The organism is Iodobacter fluviatilis, assembly GCF_900451195.1.
GTDB classification, from domain to species: Bacteria; Pseudomonadota; Gammaproteobacteria; order Burkholderiales; family Chitinibacteraceae; genus Iodobacter; species Iodobacter fluviatilis.
The window spans coordinates 79,339-95,644 of sequence record NZ_UGHR01000001.1; the positions used below are offsets into that span (position 1 = coordinate 79,339).

13 protein-coding genes are annotated in these 16,306 nt (G+C 50.6%); 3 read left to right on the forward strand and 10 right to left on the reverse strand.

Going from position 1 to position 16,306, the window contains the following annotated elements:
- Window positions 1–45 precede the first annotated feature (45 nt).
- Window positions 46–879 carry an ABC transporter permease gene (locus DYD62_RS00345; RefSeq protein WP_207916245.1) on the forward strand — a complete coding sequence of 278 codons (834 nt, stop codon included), beginning with the start codon at window positions 46–48 and terminating at the stop codon, window positions 877–879.
- Window positions 876–1,988 carry a quaternary amine ABC transporter ATP-binding protein gene (locus tag DYD62_RS00350; protein ID WP_115225554.1) on the forward strand — a complete coding sequence of 371 codons (1,113 nt, stop codon included), beginning with the start codon at window positions 876–878 and terminating at the stop codon, window positions 1,986–1,988. Before DYD62_RS00345 ends, DYD62_RS00350 begins: the two co-directional genes overlap by 4 nt.
- A 42-nt stretch (window positions 1,989–2,030) precedes the next feature.
- Here the strand turns inward: DYD62_RS00350 and DYD62_RS00355 are convergent, their stop codons facing one another.
- Complete coding sequence (locus DYD62_RS00355; RefSeq protein ID WP_115228157.1) at window positions 2,031–2,765, reverse strand: YoaK family protein; 735 nt, start codon at window positions 2,763–2,765, stop codon at window positions 2,031–2,033.
- Between the two features lie 257 nt (window positions 2,766–3,022).
- Between DYD62_RS00355 and DYD62_RS00360 the strand changes: the two genes are divergently transcribed.
- Window positions 3,023–3,805 carry a MetQ/NlpA family ABC transporter substrate-binding protein gene (locus tag DYD62_RS00360; protein WP_099396701.1) on the forward strand — a complete coding sequence of 261 codons (783 nt, stop codon included), beginning with the start codon at window positions 3,023–3,025 and terminating at the stop codon, window positions 3,803–3,805.
- 88 nt (window positions 3,806–3,893) lie between these two features.
- Here DYD62_RS00360 and DYD62_RS23525 read toward each other — a convergent pair whose 3' ends face one another.
- From DYD62_RS23525 to rsmB, 9 genes are all read right to left on the reverse strand, one after another.
- Window positions 3,894–5,870 (reverse strand): methyl-accepting chemotaxis protein, encoded by a 1,977-nt coding sequence (locus DYD62_RS23525; RefSeq protein ID WP_115225555.1) that lies wholly within the window; start codon window positions 5,868–5,870, stop codon window positions 3,894–3,896.
- A 210-nt stretch (window positions 5,871–6,080) separates the two neighbouring features.
- On the reverse strand, window positions 6,081–6,710 hold the full coding sequence (locus DYD62_RS00370; RefSeq protein ID WP_115225556.1) for a LysE family translocator: 630 nt from the start codon (window positions 6,708–6,710) through the stop codon (window positions 6,081–6,083).
- 136 nt (window positions 6,711–6,846) lie between these two features.
- Entirely contained in the window at window positions 6,847–8,316 is a 1,470-nt protein-coding gene (locus tag DYD62_RS00375; protein ID WP_207916247.1) for a TrkH family potassium uptake protein, read from the reverse strand.
- Window positions 8,316–9,692, reverse strand: coding sequence for a Trk system potassium transporter TrkA (gene trkA / locus DYD62_RS00380; RefSeq protein ID WP_115225557.1), 1,377 nt, complete (start codon window positions 9,690–9,692; stop codon window positions 8,316–8,318). The genes DYD62_RS00375 and trkA overlap by 1 nt, the downstream gene beginning before the upstream one ends.
- A 212-nt stretch (window positions 9,693–9,904) precedes the next feature.
- A complete protein-coding gene (locus DYD62_RS00385; protein WP_115225558.1) occupies window positions 9,905–10,882 on the reverse strand; it encodes a tetratricopeptide repeat protein in 978 nt (325 codons plus the stop codon).
- Entirely contained in the window at window positions 10,882–12,183 is a 1,302-nt protein-coding gene (locus DYD62_RS00390; RefSeq protein ID WP_115225559.1) for a sigma-54-dependent transcriptional regulator, read from the reverse strand. Before DYD62_RS00390 ends, DYD62_RS00385 begins: the two co-directional genes overlap by 1 nt.
- Window positions 12,176–14,314 (reverse strand): sensor histidine kinase, encoded by a 2,139-nt coding sequence (locus tag DYD62_RS00395; RefSeq protein ID WP_115225560.1) that lies wholly within the window; start codon window positions 14,312–14,314, stop codon window positions 12,176–12,178. The genes DYD62_RS00390 and DYD62_RS00395 overlap by 8 nt, the downstream gene beginning before the upstream one ends.
- Entirely contained in the window at window positions 14,307–14,945 is a 639-nt protein-coding gene (locus DYD62_RS00400) for a DUF4390 domain-containing protein (protein WP_115225561.1), read from the reverse strand. The genes DYD62_RS00395 and DYD62_RS00400 overlap by 8 nt, the downstream gene beginning before the upstream one ends.
- Before the next feature lie 24 nt (window positions 14,946–14,969).
- On the reverse strand, window positions 14,970–16,244 hold the full coding sequence (gene rsmB, locus DYD62_RS00405; protein ID WP_115225562.1) for a 16S rRNA (cytosine(967)-C(5))-methyltransferase RsmB: 1,275 nt from the start codon (window positions 16,242–16,244) through the stop codon (window positions 14,970–14,972).
- Window positions 16,245–16,306 lie beyond the last annotated feature (62 nt).

Sequence of the window (16,306 nt, forward strand, 5' to 3'; positions counted from 1 at the left end):
AGTTTTGGTTTTGCAGCCAGCCTGCTGATGATGTGGGAGAGCATCGTGGATAAATTGCCAATAGGTCAGTGGGTTGCGGCCGGCGTGTCCCAGCTGACCGAGCATGCAGCCGGTGGAGTAGCCTTTTTTAGTGATGGGCTTGAAAGTGCGGTGCAGGCAATGACGCGTGTGTTGGTCGCTTGCCCGCCGCTGCTCCTGCTTTTTATCGCCACATTTTTGATTTATCGCTTACGACGAAGTTGGGGCCTAACGCTGTTTTCTGCGTTCGCCCTGATTCTGATCGACAATCTGGCTTATCGTGAGGCCACTTTGCAAACGCTGGTGCAAGTCGCTCTGGCTTCTGCAATCTGTATGCTGATCGGTGTGCCCTTAGGTATTGCGGCGGCGCACCGGCCCTGGGTTTATCGGGTGCTTCACCCTCTGCTGGATTTGATGCAGACCATCCCTACCTTTGTGTATCTGATTCCTACCTTAATGTTATTTGGCTTGGGCATTGTGCCTGCGATGGTCTCTACCATTATTTTTGCCCTGCCTGCTCCTGTGCGGCTGACTTATCTGGGCCTGCGAGATATTCCCCCTCCACTATTAGAAGCGGCTAAGGCCTTTGGCTATTCGCCTTTAGCCCGGCTGTGGCGTGTGGAGCTGCCCGCTGCCATGCCTGGTATTGCTGCCGGCTTAACGCAGTGCATTATGTTATCGCTCTCTATGGTGGTGATTGCAGCCTTAGTGGGGGCGGAAGGATTAGGCCAGCCTGTTGTGCGTGCCTTAAATACCGCCGACATGGCCTTGGGGTTTGAGGCGGGTTTAGCGATCGTTTTATTAGCGATCATGCTCGATCGCCTCTGTCAGTCCAATTCTTTATCAAGAGAGCAACGATGAGCGCCATTTGTTTTGACCATGTTGATGAAGTATTCGGCCAGCGGCCTGAAGCCGCTTTCCCGCTGATAGATCAGGCGCTGTCGCGCGATGATATTTTTGACCGTACCTGCCAGTTAGTTGCGGTGCGCGACGCCTGCCTGCGGGTAGAAGAGGGCGAAATGTGCGTGCTGATGGGCTTGTCTGGCTCAGGAAAATCCAGCCTGCTCAGAGCGATTAATGGTTTAAATCCAATCAGCCGCGGCCAGCTTACCGTGCGCTGTGCCGGGGCAGAGGTTGATATGGCCAATTGCTCTGCACGGCAGCTGCGGGAGGTGCGTACCCGTGGCATTGCCATGGTGTTTCAAAATTTTGCGCTGATGCCCTGGCTAAATGTGGAAGAAAACGTGGCTTTTGGCCTGCATGCTTTACAACTGAGCGCCAAAGAAAGCAAGCGCCGGGTGGATACGGTGCTGGAGCAGGTAGGGCTGGGGCGCAGGCGTTATGCACTGCCTGCCGAGCTATCCGGCGGTATGCAGCAAAGGGTGGGATTAGCGCGGGCGCTGGCAGTGGATAGCGATATTTTACTGATGGACGAGCCCTTTTCGGCGCTCGATCCGCTGATTCGTAATCAGCTGCAGGATGAATTACTCAGCTTGCAAAAAACACTACGTAAAACCATTGTTTTTGTCAGCCATGATATGGACGAAGCATTAAAGCTGGGCTCGCATATTGCCATCCTACGTGATGGGCAGATTGTGCAAAATGGCACGCCGCAAGCGATTATGTTTCAGCCGGCTGATGATTATGTCCGCCAGTTTGTAAAACATAGTAATCCGCTGAATGTGCTGTCTGCCGCCAGCCTGATGCGGCCCGGTCATTTTCCGGGACTGGAGCAGATTATGTCTGCTGCTCAGAACGCCCACTCTGCTGTGCAATACTGGCATGCGCCAGAGCCTTTATCCTTACTGCGTGCCAAACCTACCGTGGTGGATGCGGATATCCGGCTACGCGAGGCTTTTGCGGTTTATGCCCAGACAGGCTGCGAGCTGATTCTGGCACAAGATGGCAAGATGGTGGGCTGCTTATCAGGGGCACAAATGTCGCGGGCGATTCTGGGACAAGCTGCTTAAGCTGGCCAAATCACCCTGTTCTGGAGCTTGGCTCAGGCTGATTTAAAAATCTTCAATCAGCGGCCCAATAGAAAGAATCGCCAGAATCAGCGCCAAGAATATGGTTGAGCTAAAGCCAAGATGGCTGAAGCCATAAGCGCCCAGCACCGCACCACAAAAAAATGCCATGACCAAACTGGCTTGCACTTTTAAATGCGTACGGTCGCAAAGCACCTTGATATGCTCTGGCGTGCTTGGGTTGCGGTTCCAGTAAAACAAACGCCCAAGCTCGATGCTGATATCGGTGATTAAGCCTGTCAGGTGGGTGGTGCGGATCACGGCTTTAGAAATCTTGGTAATGATGGCGTTTTGCAGGCCCATAATAAAACACAGCAGCAGCATAGTCAGCGAAACAAGGCCAGGGGAGTGAGAATCAAGCTGCCCGCCCAGCAGGCCAAAGCACAGCAGAAGCAAGGCTTCCAGCATCAGCGGTTCGGCATATAAGCTGCGGCTGCCACGGCGGCGCGCCCAGTTTATCAGTAGGGTAGAGGTGATAGCCCCTGCCATAAACATCAGCAAGCTGGCCACTGCAGCGATGATCAGCTTGGAATTACCCAGTACCCAGTTATCTGCCAGCCCCGATAAAATCCCCGTCATATGCGATGTGTACTGGCCCACGGCCAAAAAGCCCCCTGCATTGGTCGCGCCCGCCACAAAACATAGGGTAATCCCAAGGTGAAGATTATTGCGATCGGTGCGCTCTGGCGCGGTAAGGGTGCGCAGGTAGTGAAGGGGCATGTCGGATTTTATTTTATGTGCTTTTGGTGCTGCAATTGTACTCGCCTTCATGCCCCTGCCATGTTGCCAACATTACCCTTGCAAGCCTTTGCTGCTCTATTGAGAGGCCACCATGATTTGCGGCTAAAATGAATTTATAGTTTGTTTTGTTATATATAAGTTATTTAATATTTCTTCTTTGTGTGAATAATGCTTGTTAGACTTCAGACAGATCAAGACATTTAGCTTTAGCCCCACACTATATTGAAGGAATTAAAATGAAAAAAACTCTGGTTCTTAGCGCTTTGGCGGCTTTATTGGCAACTGGCTTTGCACAAGCCGCAGAAAAACTCACTATTGCTGCAACGGCTGTGCCTCATGCAGAAATCCTGGAATTGGTAAAACCCCAATTAGCCAAAGAAGGCGTGGATTTACAGATCAAAGTATTTACCGATTATGTGCAGCCTAATCTGCAAGTCGATCAAAAAAATATTGATGCCAATTACTTTCAGACTAAGCCTTATTTAGATAATTTTAATAAAGGTAAGGGCACTCATTTAGTGATTGTGGCAGGTGTGCACGTAGAGCCATTTGGCGCTTATTCACGTAAATATAAATCATTAAAAGATTTACCAAACGGCGCAACCGTTGCAATCCCAAATGAAGGCAGCAATAGTGGCCGTGCTTTACTATTGCTACAAAAAGCAGGTTTATTAAAGCTGAAAGACCCGACAAATGCTTTGTCTACACCTAAAGACATCAGCGAAAATCCAAAGCAATTAAAGTTTAAAGAGCTGGATGCGGCAATGCTGGCCCGGGTATTAGATCAGGTTGATTTAGCACTGATCAATACCAATTACGCATTGGAAGCCAAGCTTAATCCGGTTAAAGATTCATTGGCTCTGGAAGATCGCAGCTCGCCTTATGTGAATTACCTGGTTGCCCGCCCGGATAATAAAGACAGCGCCGCCATTAAAAAACTGGCAGCTGCATTAACTAGCCAGCAGGTTAAAACCTTTATTGAAGGCAAATACGCAGGCGCGGTTGTTCCAGCGTTTTAATTGTGTGTAGGTCTGCGTAGCATGGCTTAGCTGATTATCATCGCAGTTTTTAGCGGTGATAATCAGCGTAACCCAAGCTACAAGTGCATTAACTTAATTTAAAATGCGCCACGGCTAAATCCATGCGGCTGGCGAGATCTCTTAATGAATGCGCGGTATGCGCCGATTCTTCTACTGCGCGGCTGTTTTCCACGCTCATTTGCGCGATGCGGTCTACATTACCTGCCACGCTATTGGCCATGCTGGTTTGTGTTTTAAGTGCTTGGCTGATTTCCATCACCACATTCATCACTTTTACCGATCCTTCGCGAATTTTCCTGATGGCTTCTCCAGCCTGATTGGCTAATACCATGCCTTTTTCTACTTCAATCACGCCTTGGCTCATATTTTGGACGGCGTTGCTGGTGCCGGTTTGGATTTTCTCTATCATTTTGCCAATTTCCAAAGTGCTGGAGGTGGTGCGCTCGGCCAATTTACGCACTTCATCGGCCACCACGGCAAAACCGCGTCCTGTATCGCCTGCTCTTGCCGCTTCAATGGCGGCATTCAGCGCCAGTAAATTAGTCTGATCGGCAATTTCCTTAATGACATTAGCGATGCCAGCAATTTGCTGAGAGTATTCATTTAGCTCGGCCACGCTATCAGAGGCAATGCGTACAGTGGAGGCAATCGCCTGAATACCCGCTACCGTTTGCTGGATGACTTCGCCGCCTTCATTGGAAACGCGGCCTGATTCGGTGGAGGTGAGATGGGCATCCCGGGCATTATTGGCGACAAGATTAATGCTGACAGTTAGCTCTTGCACTGCTGCTGCCATGCTGGCTGCGGCTTCGCTTTGCTCTTTAGCGCCGCCTGAAACTTGCTCGGAGCTGCTGCTGATTTGCTCGGCACCCTTTAATAGATGATCGGCGCTTTCCTTGGTATCCATAAAGAGCTTGAGTAGCTGCTCTTGCATTTTTTCAAAAGCATTGAGCAAATCACCAATTTCATCATTGCGGGGATGAGGAATATGACCGCTGAAATCACCATTTGATAATCTTTCAATATGGCGTATGGCAATTAAGAGCGGCTGCTTTAACCAGCGGGATAAAGCCAGATGTAATGAAACAGAGAGCAAAAGTGCGCCTGCAATACAGGCAATCAAAATTAAATCATGGGTCCATTTGGCATCGGCCAATACTTCTTTTTGGCTTTGCGTGCTGACAATTAGCCAGTTGGGGTCGCTTAACTTGGCAAAAGTAGCTTCTCTGGTTTCACCATGGTCTCTATAAACCATTTGCCCTTCACCCTGTTTGAGCATGCTCTTGATATAGCTTTGGGCATCAGGATCTTTAAGCAGATCTTTATTGGCCATGGTGGGGTGGACCAGCGCTTTACCTGCGTTTTTACCGGCATCAATAACCAGCAAATAACCACTTTCACCTAGCCTGATGGCGGCGATTTTCTTTTTTAAATCGGCCATGCCTAGCGAGAAATCAAAGCCAATAAACAGACTGCCAACGATTTCGCCCTGCTTGTTTTTGATGGGGCGGTAGACCGTCATATAGTCGTGGCCAAAAAGATTGGCCACACCCACATAGGACTTGCCACTGAGTAAGCCTTGCCGGGCTGGATGGGCGTCACCAAGCAGGGTGTTAACCGAGCGTGTACCGTCTGTTTTGGTGAGTGAGGTGGCTAAGCGGCGAAAATCCTGTCCCTCCCGAATAAAAATGGTGGCCACTGAGCCGGTGATTTGGGTGAAGCGATCTGCACGCTCATTCCCATCAAGTATCACTTTGCCATCATTCAAAAGCTTGCCATCGCTTAAATCCCAATCGGGGCTGAAATTATTAGCCCAAACCGCATTGAGGCTAGAAGCCGATCGATCCAGATTGGTACGATAAGCGGTTAAGAGATCAACAATCGACTGGTTTGTTGTATGCAGATTGGCTCTGGCGGTGTGGGTGAGGCGTTGTTCCAGCCCTGTGGATAGCACCCAGAACAGGCCGCCAAACAAGATAATCAGCAGCGCCAGTAATATTAGATTTAGGCGGACGATGAGAGAGTCGTGGCGTATCAGCGTCATGGCAGGGCACCTTTTTTTAAGTAAGATTTATTCAGGTTAGCCCTGCAATAAATTACTTAATTCTTTGATATTTAAATGGGATATCTGGCAATTTCATTCGCAGAAATTACAATAATCGTTATCATTTAAAAGTGTGTGCACTGCAACAACGATGAAGCCGAGTTCGGTATAAGCGGTTGACCAGCCGAAGGACGGCTTTGGTCGGCGTACTTATAGCAAATTACGATAGCCATTAAACAAAACGAGGCCCGCAAACCACAGATAAAGCAGGGCGGACAGCAACAGGCAGCCTTGGGTAAAGCGCTGACCAAATAGCTTGGCACCGTGGGTGGCGCTGTAAACCATGAGTAAAGTCCAAGCCATGCCACCGGCAAAAAATCCTGAGAGAAACCGTGCGGTAGAGAGTAGGCTGCCATCGGTGGCTTGGGCGATTAAGCTACCACCAACGGCTGCAAACCAAAGAATGGATGAAGGCGAGGCCATGGCGAGCATCATGCCGCGGCCAAACATGCCCCGGCGGCCTGCTTGCGGCAGGCTTGTACTTTCGATTTGTTTGGCATCTTGCCAAGCTTGGCGAGCCATTTTTACGGCAAGGTAGAGCAAGACCGAGCCACCCCCTAGCCAAGTGATCCATCTTACTGCGGTAAATTGCAGTAATACACTCATCCCAAGCAGGGATATCACGGCCCATACCATATCGCCAAAACAAGAGCCCAGCCCCATCCAGAGTGCGGGGCGTGGGCCGTGTTTCAGGCTGGTGTCGATCAGGGCTACATTGACAATGCCTAGGTCTAGGCAAAGAGAAATAGATAATAAAAAACCGGTGACAAATACATCCATTTTAAGACTCTGCAGATCGCTGTTATGTACTTTATGGTCTCAGGGTGAGCCAATCTTAATGCAGTTTAACAGCTTACATCAGCGCCTTAAAATGACGTATTACCTTAGCAGTGCAGCCATATCCGGATAAAGGTGTTCAGGATTTCCAAAAGGCGACGCTAAATAAGATCAGCAGAGAAAAGACTTCTAAGCGGCCAAGCAGCATGGCAAAGTTGCAAATCCAGATTTGAATATCGCTAAGAACACCATAGTTAGATGCTGGGCCAACGATGCCAAGGCCGGGGCCCGCATTATTAATGCAGGCAATAATGGCGGTAAAGCTGGAGAGAAAATCAAGGCCAGAGAGCAGTAGTAAAAAAGTAAGACCAACGATACTCATGGCATATAAAAAGACAAAACCCATTACCGCAAAAATAATTTGATTTGGAATCGCCATGCCATTGACCCGCAGCGGGTGCACGGCATTGGGATGCAGCAAGCTGGACATTTGCCGGCCAGATTCGCGCACCATAATCAGGGTGCGAATCATTTTAATTCCGCCACCTGTAGAGCCAGAGCAGGCAGTGATGCAGGATAAAAATAGCATCAGAAGCGGTACAAAAATGGGCCACATGCCAAAGTCTACGCTGGCGAAACCTGAGTCGGTGGCAATTGATACCAGATTAAAAGCCACATGCCTTAATGCGGTCAGGTAATCCGGATAGGTGTTTTGTTTAAGTAAATAAGCTGCGCAGCCCAGCGTACTGACCAAAATCAGCAGCAACATAGCCTTAAATTCAGAGTCTTTTAAGTAGGCAGACAGCTTGCGGCCAGTAAGCGCCACATAGTGCGTGGCAAAGTTGGTGGCGGCAAGCAGCATAAACACAATCAAGATGGCTTCGATGATGGGGGAATTAAAATAACCCACACTTGCATCATGGGTAGAAAACCCACCCAAACACATTGCAGCAAAGGCATGGCACACTGCATCTAGCCAGCTCATTTCCCCTGCAAATTTAAGCAGCAGGGTGCAAGCCAGTGTCAGCCCTGCGTAGACAATCCATAGATTACGGGCCGTTTCCCTGATGCGCGGCGTGAGCTTGGCGTCCTTGATCGGGCCGGGGGTTTCGGCTTTAAACAGCTGCAAGCCACCCACGCCCAGCATGGGCAAGATGGCGACGGCCAGCACGATAATCCCCATGCCGCCCAGCCAGTTGAGTAAATGCCGCCACAAATTAATTGAAGGGGGGAGTTGATCCAGCCCAGTCAGCACCGTTGCCCCTGTGGTGGTGAGCGCCGACATGGTTTCAAAGTAGGCGTGGGTAAAAGAGAGCGATGGGTTAAACAGCAGCAGGGGCAGGGCAGAAACGGCGGGCAGCACGGTCCATAGGCCGACCACCAGAACAAAGCCATCTCTTGCTTTCATCTCCCGTTTATAGCCGTGGGTCAGAATGGCAAGTAGCACGCTGCCAAGCAGCAGAAAGGTGAGCGAGGTGATAAAGGGCGCTAGGCCATCATCATTGCCAAACCATGCCACTGCAATTGGCAGCGTAATCCACAGCGAGAACATGCCCGATACACGCGCCAGAATATTGACGGTGGGGAAAATACGTTGGGCCAGCGACATTAGAAAAACCCCATTTTAACGGCGAAGAGTTTTTCTACTTCTCTGATATGCGCCTTGTTATCAACAAATAAGATCACGTGATCTTCCGCTTCAATCATGGTGTCACCATGGGCAATCAGCACTTTTTCTCCGCGCACAATGGCGGCTAAATCTGCGCCGGATGGTAATTTAATATCGTCCAGTTTTTTGCCAATCACCCGAGAGGTGGCGGGTGTGCCGTGCACGATAAGCTCCATGGCTTCGGCAGCGCCACGGCGCAGGCTGTGTACCGCAACGACATCGCCGCTTCTGACATGAGCAAGTAAGGAGCCGATGGTGGCAATGGCTGGCGAAATGGCGACATCAATTTTTCCGCCTTGCAGTAAATCCACATAGCGAGAGCGATTAATAATGGCGATGGTTTTACGTGCCCCCATCTGCTTGGCCAGGAGGCTGGACATAATATTGTCTTCATCATCTGAGGTGAGGGCAAAATAGAGATCACAGCGCTCAATCTGCTCGCTTTCCAGTAGTGCTTCATCGGTTGCATCGCCCCTGAGTACCAGTGTATTGGGCAATGCTTCGGCCAGCCAGTTGGCACGCTCGCGATTGGCTTCAATGATTTTAACCTGGTAGTCTTTTTCTAATGCCTTCGCCAGTCTGAAGCCCACATTGCCACCGCCTGAGAGGGTAATGCGCTTGATTGGGATTTCTGTGCCGCGCATTTCCTTGATGACATCTCGGATATGTTCGGTTGAAGCGAGAAAAAAAACTTCATCCCCAACTTGCAAAATGGTATTGCCGTCCGGGTGAACACGGTGGCCCTTACGGTAAATTGAAACCACACGGCGATCAATTTTAGGGAGCAGCCGGTTGAGTGAGGCCAGATCCTGACCATCCATATGTGCGCCTGCTTCAACCCTTGTGGCCACCAGCTGGGCTTTCCCATCAGCAAAATCCAGTACCTGTAAGGCTTCAGGCGTTTCAACTAGGCTGACTAAGTAATCGGTCACAATTTGCGCGGGGGTAATCACATGATCGATTGCAAAGTTGCTATCGATAAATAACTCCGGGTGAGCCAACAAATCGGGGTCACGAATCCGTGCCAGCCGGGTAGGAATATTGAATAGCTCATAGGCAATTTTGCACGCCACCATATTGAGCTCATCCAGCGGTGTAACCGCAAGCAAGAGATCTGCATCTGCCGCTCCGGCAGCAGCAAGTACCGCTGGGCTGGCTGCATGGCCAACAACGGTACGAAGGTCCAGCCGGTCTGCCAATGGTTTTAAGCTTTCCGGGTTTTCATCCACAATGGTGACGTTATAGCGTTCGTGAACAAGCTGTTCAGCAACAGAGGCACCTACACGGCCGGCACCTAGGATCAAAATATTAGACACAGTGTTTTTCCATCTGATGAGCAAAACATGCAGACATCAGCCTTAAAATCGTTAAGGCTGGCTTTAAAAAAGCAGTCTGAACAATGCACGCGGCCAGAATACTTGCCAAGCCTTCGGGGGAAAGAGCTTGCTTTGATTGTTATATCTTAGCAAGTGAAAAAATATTGATAGTGCCGGATTGATGGCAGCAGACTTGCAGACGATTCAGGGGCTCAGAGCGGGCGTTGCAGTGAATGCTGATGCCGGGTATATGCAAAATGATGCGTGGCAGCAGTATCTGCATCTAGGTTGATATGGGCTTCAGACAGCGCGCGGTGGATTTTGCAGAGTAAATGTGGGTTTGCCAGCTTTGTTGCGAGGGCTAAAGCCTGATCCAGCTGAGCCCGTGCATGATCCCAGCGTTGCTCAGCCAGATCGCACTGGCCCAGCCCCAGCAAGCTGCTGGCTTTATGCCACGGATTGTCTTGCAATAGGCTGATTTTTAAAGCGATATTAAGCTGGGTTCTGGCGTTTTCCAGATCACCTTGCTTTAAAAGCAATAAACCGCTGACACGGTAAATTTCGGTTTCGTGATCTAAAAGGCGAACGGATAGCGACATGTCTTTCGCGCTTTGCAGCATGGTTTTTGCTTCATCCAAGCGCTCAAGACTGTAAAGATCAACGGCAATATTGATATACACCTGAGAGCGCAAGACCGGATCATGGCTGGTGTGCAAAAAATCAAAAGCCTTGTAGTGGCATTGTAGTGCTGCTGCATATTCTTCAAAGCCAAAATGCACTTGCCCAAGCCCGATTTGGGCCAGAATAAACGTGGTGAAGTTATTGTTCTGGAGCGCAAGCGCTGCACACTCTGTCCAGATTCGGGCCGCTTCTGTTGCCTCACCTAAATCCAGATGGCAGCGGCCCAGTTGTTCAAGCAGCAGTGCTTTTTCGTTTGGAGATGACTGAGCCAGCGCTAAAGCCTGGCCGAAGGTTGCCAGAGCACTCTGATGCTTGCCAAGCATCAGCTGTGCTTTACCCTGCACGAGGCCCGCCAGCACTTCACCTTTGATATAGCCCGTTGCCTGCGCCTGTGAGAGTGCATGCCCTGCCAGCTGCAGGCCTTCATTGGCCTGCGTGGCAAGGATTTCATCTGCGCTGGCAATTAAGCGATCAATATCAGAGGGAAGGGCTTTGGGCCTTGCCAGCATTATTCTTCCTCGGTGCTGCGCTGTTTTTTAGGTACAGCAATACCCAGCTGCTTGAGCTTGCGGTAAAGATGGGTGCGTTCTAGGCCCACTTTTTCGGCCACGCGGCTCATATTGCCGTTTGATAAATCAATTTGGCGCTCAATATAGAGTTTTTCAAACTGATCACGCGCTTCACGCAGGGGCAGGCTCAGATCAATATTGGGCAGGCCCGATACATGCTGGCTGTGGCTTTCAGCGCTGATGCTGCCATTTGGAGCAAACTGAGACAAAAGACGCGCCAGTGGTGCGCTATCAATTTCGCCATCGCGGCTGGTTATGGCGACGCTTTTAACCACATTGGCTAATTCATCCAGATTACCGGCCCATACTTGGCGCGATAGCAGCTGCAAGGCTAGCGGGCTGAAGTAGCGGGGCCCCAGTTTATGTACGCTGATTGCATCAGCAAGCAGTTTTTCAGCCAGCTGAGGAATATCTTCGCGGTGCTCTGCCAAAGATGGAATGGCAATGCTGAGCTGGGAAATATAATTTAATAACTCAGGCTCAAGCTGCCCAGCCAGAACACTTAATGGCTTGCTGGATGCACACACAAGGCGTACACGTTGTTTTTCCAGCTTAGGCAGAATGCTTTTCAGGCCCAGCTGAGCACGGCGATCCAGCCAAGCTAAATCGCGCAAAAATAAAATACCGCCGGTGGCTTTATTCAGCAGCTCTTGCGGTGCCTGAGCCAAATCTTCATTGGATGGCGGCGAAACAAAGGGTGCATTGGGTAAATTTAAAAAGCGCGCGCAATGCTCAAACCCTACTCCCGGTAAGCCTAGCAGCAGGACTGGGCCCGGCCTGCCACGCAGCGGGCTGAGGGTGGATTGCAATTCCTGAATTGCAATCCCTGCGCCTAAACGCTCTAAAGTCGGGGCGCGTACAGATGTCTCGGCGGGCAGCGACAGGGCGCGCTTGACCGTAGCCAATAGTTTTTGCAAACCAATGGGTTTTTCAAGGAAATCAAGCGCTCCGATGCGGGTGGCTTCTACTGCCGTATCGATGGTGGCGTGGCCGGACATCATCACCACAGGCATGGTGAGCTGACCATTACGCGACCATTCTTTCAGCAGAGTAATACCATCCGTATCCGGCATCCAGATATCAAGCAGCACCAGACGTGGCTGGGATTGATTTCTGATTTTACGGGCGGCTTCTGCATTTTCGGCCAGCACGATGCCATAGCCTTCGTCTTGCAGAATTTCCGATAATAATTCGCGAATGCCGACTTCATCGTCGACGATCAAAATATCCTGACTAGCCAATTGCTTCCTCCGCGAGGGGCAGCTCGATTCTTACCCAAGCGCCGCCTTCATCCCTGTTGCCGGCCTGTATTCGGCCCTGATGTTCTTCGATTATTTTTTTTACGATCGCTAAACCTAAGCCTGTCCCTTTAATTTTAGTGGTGACATAGGGCTCAAAAATCCGAGATAAAAGTTCATTTGGAAATCCACTGCCACTGTCTGTAACGGTTAGGCTTGCAAAACGTTCGTTTTTTTCCATCTTAAGGTAAATCAGCTTGGGACTTGAGGAATTTTCCAGCCCCGTGATGGCATCCTGAGCATTTTGCAAGAGGTTATGGATCACCTGGCGCAGCTGGGTGGCGTCGCCAAGCACGATTAAAGGCTCCTCGCTGACCTGATTTAAAATCAGCGGAGAAGCTTCATACAGCACTAAAATTTCAGTTAGCAGCTGCTGTAAATCCAGCGGCTTTTTTTTGCCGCTAGGCTGGCGTGCATAATCTCTGAACGCATCAACCATATCTTTTAAGGCACCCACCTGCCGCACAATCGTCTGGGTGTTTCTTGCCAGTAGCTCAGCGCTGGCTTGATCCAACTTATCTGCCAGCTTATGCTCCATCCGTTCTGCCGCTAATTGTATCGGCGTGAGCGGATTTTTAATTTCATGTGCTAAACGCCTCGCTACTTCCCCCCATGCTGCATCACGCTGAGCAGATAGTAAATCGGTGACATCATCAAATACCACTACAAAACCGGTATGACTGTCATCTTGCGGATCCAGTAAATGCGTGCCCCGGATATGCAAAACGCGCTTTGTATTAGCAAGTTCTAACTGATGCTGCCAACGGTCTTGCTCAGATAGTAATCTATCTGCGATCTGAGCACAAAAGGGTGTAAGTGCCGGATAGAATAAATGCCAGTTAGAAAGAGGCTCTGAACCGATTCTTTCCGGGTCTATTCCCAGTATTCTTAAGGCGCTCTGGTTGGATGAGCGCAGTTGCCATGCGTTATCAAAAGATAATACGCCAGCAGAGAGAGAACCCAAAATAGCACCCAGATGTGCCCGCCCTGCGGCTTGTTCGGCCTGATGCATTTCCAGCGTGCTGCGCGCCTCTGACAGCTGTCTGGTCATGCGGTTAAACGAATGCGTGAGTATCCCCAGCTCATCCCTGCTGATCACCGGCTGCATTTGTGAGTAGTCGCCAGCAGCAACGGCACGGGTGCCTTCTGCCAGCACCGAGAGCGGGGCTGCAAGTCGGTCTGATAAGTAAATGGCCAAGGCCAGCGCGCCCAACAGGGCCATTAACAGGGCAAGCGTCAGGGTCAGGCTGTAAATTAGTTTCAGCCCGCGCCTTGATTGCGATAATTGTTTGTAATCGTTTCGTACTTTTTCAACTAATTCTGCATCGGCTGCAAGCTGCTTAGGCACAGGCTGGACCAGCTGCAACAACCGTATTTTTTCACCGAAATTGCTGGCGCGCACTGGCACAAGTACACGCATGGACAGCCCCTGATCATTGAGTGGCTCAATGATTTTAAAGGGGGTACGCATCGCCAAGCGCAGCTGGGTGCGATCGGGCTGTATGGGGAAAAGGCTGGCGTTCTCGCCACCGATATGGGCAAGCGTCTGGCCTGATTCGTTAAAGAGTGATAACTCTTGCACGCCTGTTTGCTCGCGCAAACGCCCTAGCCTCAGCAGCATTCCTGAGCTGCTGTCTTCGCTGATATCGAGTGCAATGACGCTGGCTTTTCTGGCCAGATCGCTCAATTGATAATCGATGGCGTTATGCCCTAGGTTCAGGCCGCGATCTAAAGCATGATCGACGCGCACATCAAACCAGTTTTCAATACTGCGGTTTAAAAACTGCACCGACAGTGTATAAACCAGCGTGCCGGGTAGTACGGCAACAAGGGCAAACATCAGTACCATTCTCAGCGTGAGCCGGGAGCCAAATACTTTGGCCCGTACTTTTTTAATAAGGCTGATTAAGCGAATGCTGACTAAAACCAGCAGGCCGGCCAGTAGCAGCAAGTTCAGTACCAGCAGCAGGCTGTAATACTCGGCAAAGGCCGAAGTGTTACCACTGGCGGTGGCCAGTAAGAAAATCAGAATTGCGCCCAGAGAGGCAAAAAACAGCAGCTTAGGTTTACTCATTACTGACGGCGTCTTCGGTGCGTACCTTGGCCAGATCGACCCATGGCGATTCTAATTGCCACTCTTCGTGGCCAAAGGCGGTGAGCTGATAGGTTTTGGGAAGGCGGGAGCGATCAAGTTTTAAACGTACTTTGCCCGCAAAATCAGGACTGCGGTCGCGTGCAATATTGCTGTCTGTGAGTACACCCCAGTTACGCACGATGCCCAAGGCGGCCAATGCATCATTTACATTGGGAAAATTACGGTAAAAGCTGCCAATGTGCAGGCGGTATTGCCGGGACAGCGAATGATAAGAAAGCTGGTAGCTCAGCATGGCATTGGGGCCAAAGCCATCTGAAAGCTGGCGATACCATGAGTAAATCCGGGGGCGGGTTAGCTGAAATTCATACACAAAGGTCAGAGACAAACCATTTTTGAGCGCTTCCTGTAAATCATTAGAAAGCGATACATCAAAGCGGGCAGCAATCTCAATGCGATTGTCCGCAAAGCTCGCCTCGGCCTTTTGTGCCTTAATATCACCTGCATCGGCCCAGACCCATGCGCAAAGCAGGCTGGCTATGCAAAACAAAGCCAGCTTGATAAGACGAGGCTGGCTTTGTGCATGGCGGGGCGTCATGCTGGATTTCAGCATGAAGATAATCGCAATTCGTGACGATTATGCCGTTTTGGCAAAAAGGGCGTAGAAAAAGCCATCATGTTCCGGTGTCGGCAGGAGTTGACCATCTGCGGGAATAAAATCGGGTAAAGGCAGTCGTTCTGCGTTGGCATGCCGAGCCGAAAATGCGCTCGCTGCCTCGGTATTTTCCGCCGCAAAAACTGAGCAGGTAGCGTACAGGAGTTTGCCGCCGGGCGCTACGAGTGGCCAGAGTGCATCGAGCATTTGGGCTTGCTGGCGCGCGAAACCTGCAAAGTCTTCAGGACGGCGCAGCCACTTGATATCCGGGTGGCGGCGCACTACCCCTGTTGCAGAGCAGGGTACATCGGCCAGAATCCGGTCAAATTGTTTGCCATCCCACCAAGTATCAGGCTGGCTGGCATCGCCCAGCTGTAAGTTGGCGGTTTGGCCCAGCCGGTCTACGTTTTCTTGTACACGGCGAAGTCGGGCTGCATCGTTATCGATTGCGGTTAAGCTGACTTTGGCCAGCTCTAAAATATGGCCACTTTTCCCGCCTGGCGCAGCACAAGAATCCAGCACACGCTGGCCATCGGCTACATCTAAAATCCTTGCGGCATATTGCGCGCCCAGATCCTGTACTGAAACCCAGCCATCAAAAAAGTGTGGTAAACGATCAACACCAACCGGGTTTTGCAGCTGAATGGACAGCCCGTCGCTTGAGCTGGCGGCTATTTCATCCTGAGCTAAAAGGGCGATATAGGCATCACTGGTGGTTTTGTTCAGATTAACCCGCAGGGTCATTGGCGGATGCTGATTATTGGCCAGCAGGATATTCCGCCATTGTTTTGGATAGGTTTTGCGCATGGCCGAAATCCACCATGCAGGGTGCGAGTACTGGCCGTATTCGCTGTTTTGCGCCATTTTGAAGAGATCGTCTTTCTGGCGAAGAAAGTTACGCAGCACGCCATTTACTAGGCCCTTACCGTGGCCCGCGCCTGTTTGCATAGCCACTTTAACGGCGTGATCCACAATGGCATGCGGGGCAGAGCGGCTGAATTGCAGCTGGTAAATTGCAACCAGCAGCAGTGCTTTCAGCTCTGGCTCGTGCAAGGGCTTTTGCAATAGCTGTTTTAAAATACTTTCGATTAAGCCCAGCTGACGCAGGGTGCCGTAACTTACATCCTGAATTGCGCCTTTTTGGCGCGGCAGCAGACTAGGGTCTTCGCGCCAGACCTTATTTAAGGCTTCGGTCAGGTTTTGGCCGGCGAGTACACCGGCGACAATGCGGCTGGCAAATTTTTGAGTAGCAAGCAAAATATTCTCTTTCTGTGAAATGGCCGCCAGCTCAAACGCTGGATCTGCAAGGCAGAAGCGTC

Bases quoted from the DNA above. Each gene is read 5' to 3' on its own strand.
- DYD62_RS00350 (WP_115225554.1), top strand. From the start codon at position 876: ATGAGCGCCATTTGTTTTGACCATGTTGATGAAGTATTCGGCCAGCGG.
- DYD62_RS00355 (WP_115228157.1), bottom strand. From the start codon at position 2,765: ATGCCCCTTCACTACCTGCGCACCCTTACCGCGCCAGAGCGCACCGAT.
- DYD62_RS00360 (WP_099396701.1), top strand. From the start codon at position 3,023: ATGAAAAAAACTCTGGTTCTTAGCGCTTTGGCGGCTTTATTGGCAACT.
- DYD62_RS23525 (WP_115225555.1), bottom strand. From the start codon at position 5,870: ATGACGCTGATACGCCACGACTCTCTCATCGTCCGCCTAAATCTAATA.
- DYD62_RS00370 (WP_115225556.1), bottom strand. From the start codon at position 6,710: ATGGATGTATTTGTCACCGGTTTTTTATTATCTATTTCTCTTTGCCTA.
- DYD62_RS00375 (WP_207916247.1), bottom strand. From the start codon at position 8,316: ATGTCGCTGGCCCAACGTATTTTCCCCACCGTCAATATTCTGGCGCGT.
- DYD62_RS00385 (WP_115225558.1), bottom strand. From the start codon at position 10,882: ATGCTGGCAAGGCCCAAAGCCCTTCCCTCTGATATTGATCGCTTAATT.
- DYD62_RS00395 (WP_115225560.1), bottom strand. From the start codon at position 14,314: ATGAGTAAACCTAAGCTGCTGTTTTTTGCCTCTCTGGGCGCAATTCTG.
- DYD62_RS00400 (WP_115225561.1), bottom strand. From the start codon at position 14,945: ATGCTGAAATCCAGCATGACGCCCCGCCATGCACAAAGCCAGCCTCGT.